The organism is Acinetobacter lwoffii (genome assembly GCF_024129735.1).
GTDB lineage: Bacteria > Pseudomonadota > Gammaproteobacteria > Pseudomonadales > Moraxellaceae > Acinetobacter > Acinetobacter lwoffii_H.
In genome coordinates this window covers 1-13,079 of record NZ_JAMXXK010000067.1, presented here as the reverse complement: position 1 = coordinate 13,079, position 13,079 = coordinate 1, and the positions used below count along the sequence as shown (strand labels likewise).

General features: G+C 34.4%; 14 protein-coding genes and 1 pseudogene. 8 read left to right on the top strand and 7 right to left on the bottom strand.

The window, feature by feature from the left end; all coding sequences use genetic code 11:
* Positions 1 to 226 precede the first annotated feature (226 nt).
* Both NI469_RS14410 and NI469_RS14405 read left to right on the top strand, forming a co-directional pair.
* Positions 227 to 538, top strand: a complete 312-nt coding sequence (locus NI469_RS14410; protein WP_004728473.1) for a BrnT family toxin — start codon at positions 227 to 229, stop codon at positions 536 to 538.
* Positions 501 to 815 carry a BrnA antitoxin family protein gene (locus NI469_RS14405; RefSeq protein ID WP_005098941.1) on the top strand — a complete coding sequence of 105 codons (315 nt, stop codon included), beginning with the start codon at positions 501 to 503 and terminating at the stop codon, positions 813 to 815. Before NI469_RS14410 ends, NI469_RS14405 begins: the two co-directional genes overlap by 38 nt.
* A gap of 68 nt (positions 816 to 883) precedes the next feature.
* Here NI469_RS14405 and NI469_RS14400 read toward each other — a convergent pair whose 3' ends face one another.
* Positions 884 to 1,405, bottom strand: coding sequence for a hypothetical protein (locus NI469_RS14400; RefSeq protein ID WP_005098939.1), 522 nt, complete (start codon positions 1,403 to 1,405; stop codon positions 884 to 886).
* A 110-nt stretch (positions 1,406 to 1,515) separates the two neighbouring features.
* Here NI469_RS14400 and NI469_RS14395 point away from each other — a divergent pair, with 110 nt between their 5' ends.
* The 3 genes from NI469_RS14395 to NI469_RS14385 all read left to right on the top strand — a co-directional run bounded on the left by NI469_RS14395 (position 1,516) and on the right by NI469_RS14385 (position 2,567).
* Complete coding sequence (locus NI469_RS14395; protein WP_253139435.1) at positions 1,516 to 1,923, top strand: hypothetical protein; 408 nt, start codon at positions 1,516 to 1,518, stop codon at positions 1,921 to 1,923.
* Between the two features lie 13 nt (positions 1,924 to 1,936).
* Entirely contained in the window at positions 1,937 to 2,263 is a 327-nt protein-coding gene (locus NI469_RS14390; RefSeq protein ID WP_005098935.1) for a hypothetical protein, read from the top strand.
* Positions 2,264 to 2,348: 85 nt separating this feature from the next.
* Positions 2,349 to 2,567, top strand: coding sequence for a hypothetical protein (locus NI469_RS14385; protein WP_228260134.1), 219 nt, complete (start codon positions 2,349 to 2,351; stop codon positions 2,565 to 2,567).
* 562 nt (positions 2,568 to 3,129) lie between these two features.
* On the opposite strand, the gene NI469_RS14380 is transcribed toward NI469_RS14385, so the two are convergent.
* Positions 3,130 to 4,572, bottom strand: coding sequence for a hypothetical protein (locus tag NI469_RS14380; RefSeq protein ID WP_253175584.1), 1,443 nt, complete (start codon positions 4,570 to 4,572; stop codon positions 3,130 to 3,132).
* Between the two features lie 2,507 nt (positions 4,573 to 7,079).
* Here NI469_RS14380 and repM point away from each other — a divergent pair.
* Positions 7,080 to 7,979, top strand: a complete 900-nt coding sequence (gene repM / locus NI469_RS14375; RefSeq protein ID WP_005261238.1) for a replication initiation protein RepM — start codon at positions 7,080 to 7,082, stop codon at positions 7,977 to 7,979.
* A 74-nt stretch (positions 7,980 to 8,053) separates the two neighbouring features.
* Entirely contained in the window at positions 8,054 to 8,662 is a 609-nt protein-coding gene (locus tag NI469_RS14370; RefSeq protein ID WP_005261246.1) for a plasmid replication DNA-binding protein, read from the top strand.
* A gap of 204 nt (positions 8,663 to 8,866) precedes the next feature.
* Here the strand turns inward: NI469_RS14370 and NI469_RS14365 are convergent, their stop codons facing one another.
* From NI469_RS14365 to NI469_RS14355, 3 genes and pseudogenes are all read right to left on the bottom strand, one after another.
* Positions 8,867 to 9,226, bottom strand: coding sequence for a DUF4829 domain-containing protein (locus NI469_RS14365; RefSeq protein WP_224223039.1), 360 nt, complete (start codon positions 9,224 to 9,226; stop codon positions 8,867 to 8,869).
* Between the two features lie 98 nt (positions 9,227 to 9,324).
* Positions 9,325 to 9,618, bottom strand: coding sequence for a hypothetical protein (locus tag NI469_RS14360; protein ID WP_227504502.1), 294 nt, complete (start codon positions 9,616 to 9,618; stop codon positions 9,325 to 9,327).
* Between the two features lie 30 nt (positions 9,619 to 9,648).
* A pseudogene (locus tag NI469_RS14355) lies at positions 9,649 to 10,059 on the bottom strand (hypothetical protein); the annotation flags it as partial.
* Between the two features lie 159 nt (positions 10,060 to 10,218).
* On the opposite strand from NI469_RS14355, the gene NI469_RS14350 reads away from it, so the two are divergent.
* Entirely contained in the window at positions 10,219 to 10,818 is a 600-nt protein-coding gene (locus NI469_RS14350) for a HEAT repeat domain-containing protein (RefSeq protein ID WP_111886104.1), read from the top strand.
* A 700-nt stretch (positions 10,819 to 11,518) separates the two neighbouring features.
* Here NI469_RS14350 and NI469_RS14345 read toward each other — a convergent pair.
* Both NI469_RS14345 and NI469_RS14340 read right to left on the bottom strand, forming a co-directional pair.
* Entirely contained in the window at positions 11,519 to 12,130 is a 612-nt protein-coding gene (locus tag NI469_RS14345) for a recombinase family protein (RefSeq protein ID WP_180012178.1), read from the bottom strand.
* 157 nt (positions 12,131 to 12,287) lie between these two features.
* Positions 12,288 to 12,824, bottom strand: coding sequence for a porin family protein (locus tag NI469_RS14340; RefSeq protein ID WP_253175583.1), 537 nt, complete (start codon positions 12,822 to 12,824; stop codon positions 12,288 to 12,290).
* Between the last annotated feature and the right edge of the window lie 255 nt (positions 12,825 to 13,079).

Below are 13,079 nucleotides of genomic sequence, written 5' to 3'. Positions count from 1 at the left end.
CTATTTAACATAATGGCCGTTATACGCAATACACTTGTATATTAATATAAATATCAAATATTTAATAAAACAAGAAAAATCCAAAAATGCCCAAAAAGCCGATTTTGAAACAAGTCGGCTTTTTTATGTTCGATTCTGTAAGCTTTTGCCAATAAAAAATGGAAGAACTTTGCAAAATTTACAATTTTGTATTAACATTTTTATATTAACAAAAAGCGATGCAACTATGGAAATTGAGTTTTCATGGGATGAGCATAAAGCAGATACAAACCTCAAAAAACATGGTGTAGCTTTTGAAGATGCAACATTGGTTTTTTATGATGCTTATGCCGTCTTCAAACAGGATCGCTTTGAAAATGGTGAATATCGTTGGCAAGCGATAGGTCTCGTACACGGCCAAACAGTTTTATTAGTGGCTCATACTGTACAAGATCATAATGGGATTGATCATATCCGTATTATTTCCGCACGACAGGCAGAGAAAAAAGAGAGGAAACAATATGAGCAAAATCGTTACCTACAAAATGGATTTGAATAAGTCTCCTGTTTTGTCTGAAGAACAAAAGGCAAGACTCGAAGCCCTGGCTAAACGCCCAGACAGTGAAATAGACTTTTCGGATATTCCTGAACTTGATGAAAGCTTTTGGAAAAATGCAGTTCAAAATCCGTTTTATAAGCCAACTAAACAAGTGACAACTGTTCGCATTGATGCCGATGTTATGCAGTGGTTAAAGGCTCAAGGTAAAGGCTATCAGACACGAATGAACAAAATTCTGCGTGATGCTATGTTGAATGATTTGAAAAATCATCCATAAAGAACGAGAACTAAGCCTTGTTCTTTATGAAGTAATATTAAGCCTGTAGATTTAAAATGACGAATAAGTTATTTTTTTAATTTTTCAATACTTCCAGGTAAAGCGAATCTTGGAGGACAGTAATCAGGTAGCTTTTCACCTAACTTCATTTTTTCATCATCAAAAGCTATTCCTGAAAATTGTAAAGACTCACCTAATCTATAAAGCTCTTTTGATTTAATATTTTTTAGACCTATCACCTTATTATAATTATCGAAAAAGACCTCATATTGTTTAGGTATGACTAGAGTATGCATAGTTTCTCTATCACCTCTTACTATGATAGATAAGCAATTATTATGAAGAGTTAAATTTCCTTGAAAGATTGCTTCTAGTTGAGCTAAATTTGGATCAAACCTTACATCTTTAGCTAAAATAAAAAATTGCTTATAGTCGCTTTTCATAGGTTTGATATTAGTATTTTCAGCGGATACTGATGGATCGATATTGGATTTATTGTTGCTGTTATTGATTTCATTAGTATCGAAAAAACAGCCATTTAGAAAAAACAAACTGAATCCTAAAATATAAAACTGAATTTTCATGCTCATGTTTTCCTCCTACCTATTTTTATAAATTTTTATACAATTCATGACCAAATTATTCTGATATGGTTTGTTTTAATTACCCTAGCATTAAATACTCATACAGGTTTCAATATATGAAAAAATTTGTATTTTTCTTAGTCAGTCCGCTTGTAGCCTGTAGTCCAATTACAGAAAAAATTGATTCAAATGTAAGTATTCCACGCATCAAATACACAGGTGGAGCAGATAATGCAAGTTATGGTGAAGCTAAGCTTATTAGGGAAGGCAAATGTTTATACCTACAACATACTGATGGCTCTAAAGTTCTGCCAATTTTTGCTACGAAAACTATAAATTGGGATAGTAAAACTCATAGTTTAAAAGTAGATTCAGATACTTATTTTCTGGGTGATAAAGCAGCGTATGGAGGGGGACAATCTTACCCTTTAGAAAAAAACAATTATTCCTGGATAACAGAAGTAGATAATAGCTGTGATATCTCACAAGTTATCGTTATTAATAAACTCATAAGGCCAATTTAACAGAACTATCAAAATGAAGAATAGCCTATTTTACTGTCTTGTATTATTTCTACTTATAGGATGCCAGCCATTTGAAAAAACTGGATATATTTCTATTAAAAATCAGACTGATTACCCAATTACCGACCTTAAAATAACTTATATTAGCGCTCAAAAAACTTATAGTTTAGGTACTCTTTATCCTTATTCAGAATATAAATACGCCATTAATTATGAGCATCATAATGAGGATTCGATAAAACTTTCATACCTAGATAAAAGTGATAAAAAGATTAATCACGAAGTAGCTCCTTATGTAGCTAAATATGATAAGAAAAACTATGGCATAACTATTAAATAATGTGATTTGACAACACAAACGTAAACTGGACATTAAAGTCCTAAACTTTAACAATATAGTTGTAAACAAAGAGAGATTAAAAAAAATGTCAAATTTTACAGAAGCATATATTCCAAGTTTTGGATATGGTTGGTATAACGAATCTATTTCTTATGATGCTTTAACAGGTGTACATAAAAATCTATATGCAAAAACAGATCAAAAAGCTACTAATGGCAACCAACGAACAGATAATTCAAGTAACCCAAGTGGGTATCGTGTTAGAGCAGGGTTTGTTGATCCTAAAAGTGATAAAAGATTTTAGAATGTATCCGGTACACACTATGAAACCCTAGATAATGGGTGAGCTGTTTCTCAATACACATCTGCAAAAGATTGCAATTTTAAATTTGGGCAGTTTTTATAAAATCTTATGAAAAAGAATAAAATTCTATTAATAGTTCTTGTGGTTGGTATTATTGTTTTAGGTATTGTAATTTTAATAAAATCTCAAGCAGTTACAGAAACAAAAAGATTGGGTAACGGTGAAAATACCAACCATAATGAAACGAGTTCATCTTCCAAACCATCTATCTAGTTTCCTTTGAAGAAGTTTTACCAATTTGGAAAGGCTAGGTTTACAACTATATTGTAAAAAACCGCTATTTTTCTAAACTGAAAAATCCATTGAGTTTAGAACTGTAATGTGGATTTATTCAATTAGATTTGATGTAAGTTGTTGATTTTACATTTTGCCAGTTTAAGACATTAATGTAAAAAGACAAATAAATATATGTTTTAAATAGAATTTATAGTTAGTAATTTAACATAAAATCTCTTATACGAAATTTGACTGTTAGAACCTCTCTATAGTGTCCAAATCACGTTTAGAGCTTTTCATTCCGGTTAATCGGTGCCGTAGTCCTAAAACCGGTAAATTTCAAAATCCGTTTTGCAAGGCTTCCCTTGATTTTAAGATCAACTTTGTAGCGATTGAGCTTCGCCCCTTCAGTATTTTTCTGTTTCAGGCTCTTGGCGATTCTTCTTCGCTCAAGCTCATAAAGGGAAAGAATCTCTGTTTCCCTTTGGGCTATTTGAGATTCACTTAAGCCCTCTTTATAGCTCTCAACAGCATTTTTGAGTTCTTCAAAAGAATGATATTTAAACTCAAACTTAGAAGCGTTAAACCTTGCTCGACTTGCCAATTCTTTAACTTTAAAGGCGTTAGTAATCGGCAAGTCTATTTTTCTAGCTTTTCCATCTTTGGCTCTAACAGCTTTGGATTGCTTAATTCCTTTACTATTAAAACGCCATTCAATTTCGCTGACAATTTTACCTACATCACTCGCAGTACCACTAAATGCTGGCATGTACTTCACTAGAAAAACAGCATCACTCACGCATGTAGCAAGCTCAGTAGGACTAAGCTTTGAACTGCGACTTACTTCTTTTTTGGTCGGAGAACTTGCCGTTTTATTTTCAGATGTAGCCTTACGATTCTCAAATTTTCTTTGTCTTTCGATTTCAGCTTTCTTTTGAGATTTTTTAGCCGTAATTGCTTGCTCAATTTTTAATTCAGCAATGCGTTTCAGGTATTTGGAATAGTGAGGAGTTAAATTCCAAGTCCAACGAGTTGTCTTGAGATTTCTAGGTTTTTCACCATTTTCAACTCGTTTTGCGTCCAATGCTGATTGCTTTTTTCTTTGCTGATCTGTGTATTCAGCCCTGCGTAAAACCAGTTTTCTAATTTGATCTTTAGTGTAGATGTAGAGCCTTTCATGCTCCCACTCTAAACAAAAAAAATTATCAGGGTTTGGGTTTGTTTTAGAAGTAAAAGCCTTTTTGATGAAGTCTTTCTGCCATTGCACAGCAATTTTTTTTCTATGCTCAGGTGTGGTTTTAGCTGTTTCCACGACTTCAAGATTTTCAACCAATTTTTTATAAACATCAGCTTGGGAACGGACAGCAATCGGCAACGTCACCAATAGATAAACCATGCACTTTCGTTTAGCGAGCAAAGTCTGATTCATCTGAACAACCAGGTGCCCAGCACAGGGTTGTTCAGGTGAAGTCGTAGCTTTACCAATCGACACGTTGTATTTCTGAATTAAAGCGGTCAAAGCCCCTTGGGTGTTATCCAAATCAATCAGTTCTTTTATATAGAACGTAGCTTTACCAATGGACACGCATTTTAAGATGCCAATCATGGCAATTTCATCTGATGTAGCATAAAAAATCATGTCCCTACCTTCTTTAAAAAATTCCGTAGTAGTAAAACTGTAATAGTAAATAAGATGAAATGGAATGGCTTTGATAAAAATCAAAGCCATTATTTGTAAAGCCTTGCATAGCAAGGCTTTTAAAGAAAAAAACAGCTTTGCTGTTTTTTAACGGAGCTTTGCTCCGTTTCGGGGGCGACAAATTTCGTAGTTAAGTCGTTCCTAAAATGAGCGAGAAATTCGTTGCCCCCGATGTTTTTTTAGCCTAAATTAGTCATCAGTAGACGACATTCTTTAAAAACAAGTTCTCTTTTTTTTAAAGATGGATGTGCTCTTTTTGTTTGACTTATTTCAAGCAGGGGGGGCGACCAACTCCCCTGTTTCTCTTGATTTAGGGGGGCTGACCATCCCTCTTTTAATCACTTGTTAGCTCTCCTAGACAGACAAAAAAATTGTCTGACGCTACTAGGAGGGTAGTTTTATACCCACTCTCGGCGAAGCGGACTGCCATGCCAAATGGCTCGGTCGCGCTACGCAGGGGGCTGACGGTTGCTTGCTGTGTAAGTGTTCCACTTACACAGCATCAATACGTCTTCTACCCGTTCCTTTTTAGGAAATCTGTTTTGCACAACCGTCTATATGACAAGTTGTGTGGTCTTTGGGCGACCATGAAAGCCAACATGAAGATGTAAATACATCCTCTCTTAGGTAGGAATACCGCCTAAGAAATGCCACTAAGGGGACTAGTGCAGTGAAAGAGCAATACTAGCGAGACGTGCGCTAGTAGAACTTGGGAATCTGTAGCAAATGGCTGGGAACATTGTTCTCGAAGTTTGTTGATCTTGCAGAAATGCAGGTGAACTATGAATAGCTCAACCGAACAAGCTTCTGGCTTTTCGGTTAAAACCGAAAAGTGTGAAGCAAGTGGGAAAGATTGTAGGAGCTTTATCCTGATTTTTAAAGAAACCGATGACATATTGCATTGGACACCTGTTAAGTGAGTTTTCGGAACGACGACTTGCGTGTGACAGCTCTTAAATGAGCAGGGCTTTAGAAGTTATAGGAAGGCTGATAGCAGTCAGGTAGTGTTGGAAATAAATGGGGAAGGTGGCGCAGGATCGTGCGATTGCGAGCACGGTCAGCTTTGATTTTGTCAAAGCACTGTTTCGGTTCATAGCCGATTTAGCCACTGGGAGATTAGTCAAGTAGGAGCAGCTTCACAAGCTGCATTATTTAGGGCAAAAACGAGCTTTTTGGGGTAACTTCTGAAAAAGTAAACGGTCAAACCGTAAACAACATTTTAAAGGACCAAAAGTCCGCCAGGAAATTTAGGTAAAAAGTTGGGTTTGTTAAAAAGTTCTGAGGACGAAAGGCTAAGCAGAGTAAGTGGTCACAAGTAAAAAAGAGAACTGAAAATATTTTGTTATGGGTGGTTTCTATAGCAGTTCGACAAAGTGGGTAAGGGTTTGGTCGCCCTCACTACAAGCGAAGTTGAATACGGACGGAATCCGTAGATATTTTCTAGTTGAAGTAAGTCAACAGGCTGATGCACTTAAGTATCACCCCTGAAAAGGTTATTTTCAGCGTTGTGAGTAAACACAACGAATCAAAACAATCTAGGTTCGTCACCAAATTGACGAAAAGGTAGTCTTTCCTTCGATAAAGATGGCTTCAACAGCCTTACAGTTGAAAAGCCTTTCAGTAGTGCTTTTTTCTACTGACGCACTCCTCAGCGCAAGAGGATATGACCATGTAAAACTTAAACTTTTTAAAACTCATTAGGATTAATTTACTTTTGAAAGTGTCGTTTCAGTGTGGTTACTGAGAATTTACGACAGCTTGAGAATAGTAAACATAAACTATTTGTTTTTATTAAGTTATATCAATGGCTTAGGCTATTTCAATTTAAAGAAGTTAAGGTTTTACTTTGACTTCATTAATTCTATTTCTTTGGATCTGGAATTAATTCAACCTCAAGGGCTATTGCATTGCAATAGCCCTTACCTTTTAAATTGCTCTCATTTGCGTTTTAAGCCTGTTTTATCTCTGAATGTAGGTTAGGTTGGTAATCAGTGGAAAAATCGCACCTACCCCCCTATTTTTTGCTTTTAATCGCTATATCAGAGCGAGTGTCTACGAGCGAACATACCAAAATTTGCGCCTAGACTCCCTGAAAAACAATTTTTTCAGTCTATAAATTCCCAAAAACAGAAAATTACGTCTCCTAAGTTGACTCCAGATCGAGCGTAGCGAGCAAAAAAGCTTATGAGCGAAGCGAATTCCGAGTTGCTTTTGCTTTTTCTAAAAGTCACGAAAATATTATTCAAAAATTGCCCCGGCGAATCGAGCGAAAGCGAGATTCAATAGAGTTTGAGCGTAGCGAAAACCAAGGGCAATTTTTCAATTTGCTCTTTTTAAATATATTTTAAATCTTTTAAATCTTTTAGGCTATCTGAAAGGCTTTAACAGAAAGGCTTTCAGATACTAACTATGAGGGATTGACTACCAACTATGAGGGATTGACTACCAACTATGAGGGATTGACTACTTAACTATGAGGGATTGACTACCAACTATGAGGGAATTATATTACTCATAGTTAATTTCTTGAAATAAGAATGATGAGTACATCTAAAAAAGAATTGGTAGTTAAATCAAATCAAGTAATTGAGGCTTCATATCAACTGAGCTCGACAGAACAACGGATTGTCTTAGCAGCTATTAGTAAGATTAGTCGGGCTGAAGATATTACCGATGATGAAATTTATCGCGTAACTATTGATGATTTAAAAAAACTTGGGGTTCATGAAAAAACAGCTTATAGAGATCTAAAAGATGGTGTAAACCGCTTATATGACAGATCAATCAATTTAGCTATTGATGATGAATCAATCAAAATGAGATGGATTCAATCCATACGATTTTTAGAGAGTAAAAGTGTTGTAGGAATTCGGTTTTCTAAAGAAATTTTGCCGTTCATTTCTAATCTAAGCCGTGAATTTACTAAGTACTCTCTATCTGACATTGCTGGTATGAGTAGCGCATATGCTATTCGTATTTATGAGCTATTAACGCAATATCGCTCCATAGGAAAACGAGAGATTTCCATCGAAGCTCTAAGAGGTATGTTGGAGTTAGGGAAAAGATATCCATTGTCTGCTGATTTAAAGAGATGGGTTATTGATACTGCTGTAGATCAAATCAATGAACATAGCCCTTTAAATGTATCTTACGAGCAAATAAAGACAGGTCGAAAAGTCACACACATTCATTTCACGTTTAAAGAAAAATCAAAAAGTATTGAGCATAAATCCAAACAGAATAATTTTTATAAATTGACAGATTCACAAATTAATATGTTCGGTAATCAGCTTTCACGCTTACATGAAGTATCTCACCTAGCACAACAAGGTGAAAGTTATGACGATTTAGCTATTAAAATTAAGGATATGCTGCGAGATCCAATCCAACAAAAACAACTTATTCCTCATCTTAAAAATTTAGGTTTTAAGGCATAAAGATCAATTGTGTGTAGCGGTTGACTACTTGCTAATGTATCTTAGTTTACATAATAGACAACCAAAATCATAAGATGAAATCACTATCTGTTATTGAGCTTTCAAACCTCTACGGAATAACTCGTCAAGCCATTTATAAGCAAATTAATAAAGGTAATTTAAGTAAGAACAGTGACGGTAAAATTGATCTTGCCGAAGCTATTAGAGTCTTTGGTGAACCATCCAGAAATGTAAACAGTTCACAGACAACTGAAACACGAAAGTTGTCAGAAGTTCACCTGCTAGAACAACAGGTTTACATGCTTCAAAAACAGCTTGAACAGGCTCATGAGCGTGAGCAGTTCCAACGAGAGGAACTAAAAGCTAAAAATGATCAATTACACGTTAAAGATGAGCAAATTGAAGCGATACAACGCTTACTAGAGGCTCCGAAAGCTTATATAACTAGTTCTATCGACCCAAAATTAGATATAGCAACAGATACTAGGTCAAAAAGTGAGTCGAACTATGATGGATTGACTACTCAACCAAAAGAAGCTCCTGTAGAAGCAAAGATTCAAACTCAGCCTAAACATGACGGATTGACTACTGCTGAGGCTAAACGGGTTACGATCCCTGAACAGGTGGAGACTGAACCCGAAAAAAGAGGCTTTTGGAGCCGTTTTTTTAGACCCTATGATTAACCACGATTGTTTAACTCATATGAACAAAGTTATGGAACATTGATCAAAGAATAGGCGTGGAACGTGAAAAATCATAAAAAAAGCCCGAACAGGGATGTTCGGGCTATCAACTAGGAACTACAGCGTTGAATTTTCAAGAGAATTATAACGCATTTCGTATAAGGTGTATTATGTTAATTTTAGCTTTTCTCTATAATTACTATCTTAAGGCCCACTACCAAATTCTGTAATTAGCCAATCAGATTGAGGAGATTGTTTCACAAGAGTAATAAATAAAATATAGTCACCTACTGGACTACCAGCATCATCTATATGGACGACTTTAACTTTTACCATCACTGAAATAATTTTATAAAATTCTTGATAATACTCAGGTCTACTTTCCGCTGAATCATAATTAATCCTTACTACTTCTAAAATTTTTGAGTCTTTGAAAGAGAGAAACCTTTCAGAACTTTTTAAATCTTCATGTAATCGCGCATCTGGCCAAACATATTTGATTGCTGATTCTAGATCATGTTTAGCAAGTGAATTAAAGAAAAGTATTGTTGTCTGTGTTGCCATCTCTTTATCATGATTTAATTTCTGTTTGTATGAATTAATGATTAGAAGTAGACATAGACCTACAAGTAAAATTCCTAATTTTATAAATATTTTAGACATTATAATTTCACTTTTATCTTTCGAAAAAACGCATAACTGACTAAAAGACACATAAGCCAAAATAAATAATCAAGAATAAAATATAAAAAAATGAATTGATCTATTCCTATAATAATATTTAAAGGATCTAGCGCTATACTACCGCCTGGAGATATTTCACCATCTACTAAAAACTGTAATGGAAATCCTCCTCCTATAACTTCAACTTTTCCAAGCTTGTCTACAACTATCCGGTCTATCAATGTATATTTCTGATGAAACAAAGACAAATAAGTCAAAACAAAAGCTAATATATTGAAATATATTATTTTTTTCTTTAATAATTCTTTAACTTTAAAATCAGTTAAAAATAACCAATAAGACAAGCCTGGAATTAGAGCCATAAAGATAGTCCAAGTGTCGGTATACATCTTCCACCATTCTTTCGAAACTTCTCCTGTATGGCTCCATCCAAAAAGAACAAAAAATGGCATAGCAATAATTAAAGAGCTAATACAGATAGTTAGCAAATTAAGAATACTATAACGATTTAAAAGAATTGAGACCATAAAGCTAAAAGGTACTGTCAAAATACTATAAGCTAAGTAAACAAGACCATGCCCTGCAAAAACCACAAAAATTGAATATAGACTATATTCACGATTCATTATGATAAATAGCAATGCTGTGAAAAAAAGTAGTGGTAAAGGAGCAAGTAATAGGGCTTTTACTATTTTTTCTTTTGAGTATTTCATTAACTTAATTCTCTTATTTACTCAATAATTATTACACTATATCAACTCTTGGAAAAAGCGTTGAATGAGCCTATTTAATTGGTGAATAATATAATTTAAAGTTTCTTTGATGCTTTTTCTATTGATGTAACAACATTCTTATTTAAAAACGTAGGTAATATGAAAAATAATAGTAAGTTGATTTATTTAGTTATTACGGCAATCGTAGTAGCTTTTATTGGATTTTTTATTTTTGCCAAAAAAAGTGATGATGTACATAGTAAAGAGCTGATGGAAACTCAAGAAAAGATCAGTTCCAACCGTAATACTCTTAATGCTAATGACGGTATCACTAACAATGCGCCCAATCTCCCTCATGGAATGCCTCCTAAATGGGTAAAAAGTACGATTGCTATTAATGATAGCCCTACATATTCACGAGAAGATAAAATCCATAAGCTAGTTGATTTGTTGAAACAAAATGAATCGAACCCTGATGCATTAAGTGTAATTCTTGTATCCCTAACGAATTTAGACCCAATTGAAGCAGCAGACGATATTATTCCTTATTTAAAGGATACGAACCCAAAGGTTCAAATTTTGGCTCTGGGTGCTCTTAATAATGCTTCGCTACTCACTCAGAAAGAACATGAGATTAAGGGTTCACTGCCAGAGAATGAAGCTGTTCGTAAACGGATTATTGAAGCCGTTAATGAGCTTAAAGTAGATCCAAATACGTCAGATGAAGTAAAGAAAGTATTAATTGCCACTTTCCCATAGATAAATCCTTCTTTAAAAGGCAAATAACAAATGATTTTATAGAGCATTCTTAATTCACTATTCAGCGGAAAAACATACCCACTTAACATAATGGCGGTTATACGAAATTAATAGCTTCTAAACTGATTTCCTAACGTATTCGTCTTTTGTCTTATATCTTTATTTTTACCAATAGGTAAAATATATTCATAACTTACATCGAAAAGTAGGTAATTAAGAAAAAAATTACAGCGTTTTATAAGCCTTATAGTAACGGGAGAGACTATAGGGCTTTTTATTTATCTTAATATTCATATATCTATGATGAAGCCATGATGCTCGGCGATATAAAAAACCGGCTTGAGAATAGATCGGTCTTTTATGATATTTGCTAAAATGCTCTTTTAAAATATAAAAAACTAAGCGTGTGTAGCACTGGGTCTAGGTGTTCTTTGGGCTTAGTTATTAGCGTTATTTAAATAAGTATAAGTCAATTTTTACCTAATGGATTTGCTTTCCAACTAGTTCCAATTTCTTTAATGCTTGCCCTTTTTTATGATCATTATTAATCTTTACAACTAGAGCTAAAATAAAAACCATCACTATAAAAACAAGGAAAATCAAATGCTTTTTCATCATTAATCCCTTCTTTTGATCTTTAAGAATGCCTTGTTCCTTTGTAAATAGATATGACATAAGGGAAGCACTGATACAAGCCTTTTTAAATGACTTTAGCAACTCGATAAACAGTTGCAACTCCACAATTCACTGCTTTGGCAATTTCTTCCTTAGTCATATTGCCTGCTGCTAGTAATTCTTTTATTCGTTTGTGCTTAGCCTCATTGGCTTTCTTACCTGTTGGCTTGTAACCCGAACGTGCCAGGCCCTGCTTAATACGTTCTATACGTTTCTCATTGTCCAGGCGGGCCATTGTTGCCAGGAGATCAATCAACATATTGTTGATGAGTTCCAGGATTGAATGAGTAATGCTGTCACTGGTTTGAATCATTTGGTAGGTAGTAGGAAGATCTGCCACAATTAATCGAAGTCCTTTCTCCTGAATCCTGCGCTTCAGCTCTTGAAAATCCTGTTGGGTTAGGCGTGATAATCGGTCAATACTTTCAACCAACAAGGTGTCACCTTGATTTGCTTCTGACAGCAGCTTATTCAATTCAGGTCGGTCTAACTTCGTACCACTATAGTTTTCCACGTACACAATGGTTTCACCCAAATTCAAGTTTTGGTTTAGATCCTGAAGAATCTGCAAAGCCCTTTTTGCATCTTGATCTTTAGTTGAAGCTCGTAGATAAATACGTGTATTCATTTCTATCATTTAATCTTAATTCTATTAGATTAATGATAACAACATCATTTAATTATTGCATTAAGTCTAATGATAGATATTGTATGCGATTTGGCTCGCTATCATTCAGCTATACTCTTTTGATAAAAAAAGCGAGGATTTTCTCCTCGCTCTTTAACTCAACAAATTAGAAGTTATATTTTAATTGAGCATTTACACCATTAAAGCCATCAAACGCATTAACGTGTGTATAAGCTACTTCTGCAGCCAAGTTTGGAGTGAAGTTATAGCCAGCTCCAGCCTGAATGATTAAACCTGAATCATCTTCGCTAGTTGAAACTGTATAACCTTGAAAAGTAGCATCTACATCGAGGTCAACACGTGCATAACCAGCCATACCTTTAGCATAAAAGTTATTTGCTAAAGGATATTTAGCTGTTAAGCCAATACCATAGTATTGAACATCGGCATCAGTTCTTACACCAAATTCTTCTAAATCGCCATCGAACTCGATGTCATTCACAGATTTATTCCAGAATACTTCAGCACCAACATATTCATTAAATTGCAAACCACCATTCAGGCCTAGAAAATGTACATCAACATCATCGTTATTTAAAAATGTATAGCCAGCGCCTACATATGGCTGAATTGTTGTATTACCAGCATTGGCCGTAGTTGCTGCAACAGCCCCAAGAAGTGATACCAAAAGCAGTTTTTTCATTGTATATCTCATGAATATTGAAGTTATATAAAAACCCATAAATCATTGATTTAAAGGATTTGTATATATTGGAAATATAAATAAAAATTTGCAATAAATTTATACTAATTAGTAAGATATTTTTTGATTAATAAATAATCTTTTCTATTATTTCTAGAAATTTTCTATTTAACATAATGGCCGTTATACGCAATACACTTGTATATTAATATAAATATCAAATATTTAATAAAACAAGAAAAATCCAAAAATGCC

Bases quoted from the DNA above. Each gene is read 5' to 3' on its own strand.
- NI469_RS14410 (WP_004728473.1), top strand. From the start codon at position 227: ATGGAAATTGAGTTTTCATGGGATGAGCATAAAGCAGATACAAACCTC.
- NI469_RS14405 (WP_005098941.1), top strand. From the start codon at position 501: ATGAGCAAAATCGTTACCTACAAAATGGATTTGAATAAGTCTCCTGTT.
- NI469_RS14400 (WP_005098939.1), bottom strand. From the start codon at position 1,405: ATGAGCATGAAAATTCAGTTTTATATTTTAGGATTCAGTTTGTTTTTT.
- NI469_RS14395 (WP_253139435.1), top strand. From the start codon at position 1,516: ATGAAAAAATTTGTATTTTTCTTAGTCAGTCCGCTTGTAGCCTGTAGT.
- NI469_RS14390 (WP_005098935.1), top strand. From the start codon at position 1,937: ATGAAGAATAGCCTATTTTACTGTCTTGTATTATTTCTACTTATAGGA.
- NI469_RS14385 (WP_228260134.1), top strand. From the start codon at position 2,349: ATGTCAAATTTTACAGAAGCATATATTCCAAGTTTTGGATATGGTTGG.
- NI469_RS14380 (WP_253175584.1), bottom strand. From the start codon at position 4,572: ATGGCTTTGATTTTTATCAAAGCCATTCCATTTCATCTTATTTACTAT.
- repM (WP_005261238.1), top strand. From the start codon at position 7,080: ATGATGAGTACATCTAAAAAAGAATTGGTAGTTAAATCAAATCAAGTA.
- NI469_RS14370 (WP_005261246.1), top strand. From the start codon at position 8,054: ATGAAATCACTATCTGTTATTGAGCTTTCAAACCTCTACGGAATAACT.
- NI469_RS14365 (WP_224223039.1), bottom strand. From the start codon at position 9,226: ATGGCAACACAGACAACAATACTTTTCTTTAATTCACTTGCTAAACAT.
- NI469_RS14350 (WP_111886104.1), top strand. From the start codon at position 10,219: ATGAAAAATAATAGTAAGTTGATTTATTTAGTTATTACGGCAATCGTA.
- NI469_RS14345 (WP_180012178.1), bottom strand. From the start codon at position 12,130: ATGATAGAAATGAATACACGTATTTATCTACGAGCTTCAACTAAAGAT.
- NI469_RS14340 (WP_253175583.1), bottom strand. From the start codon at position 12,824: ATGAAAAAACTGCTTTTGGTATCACTTCTTGGGGCTGTTGCAGCAACT.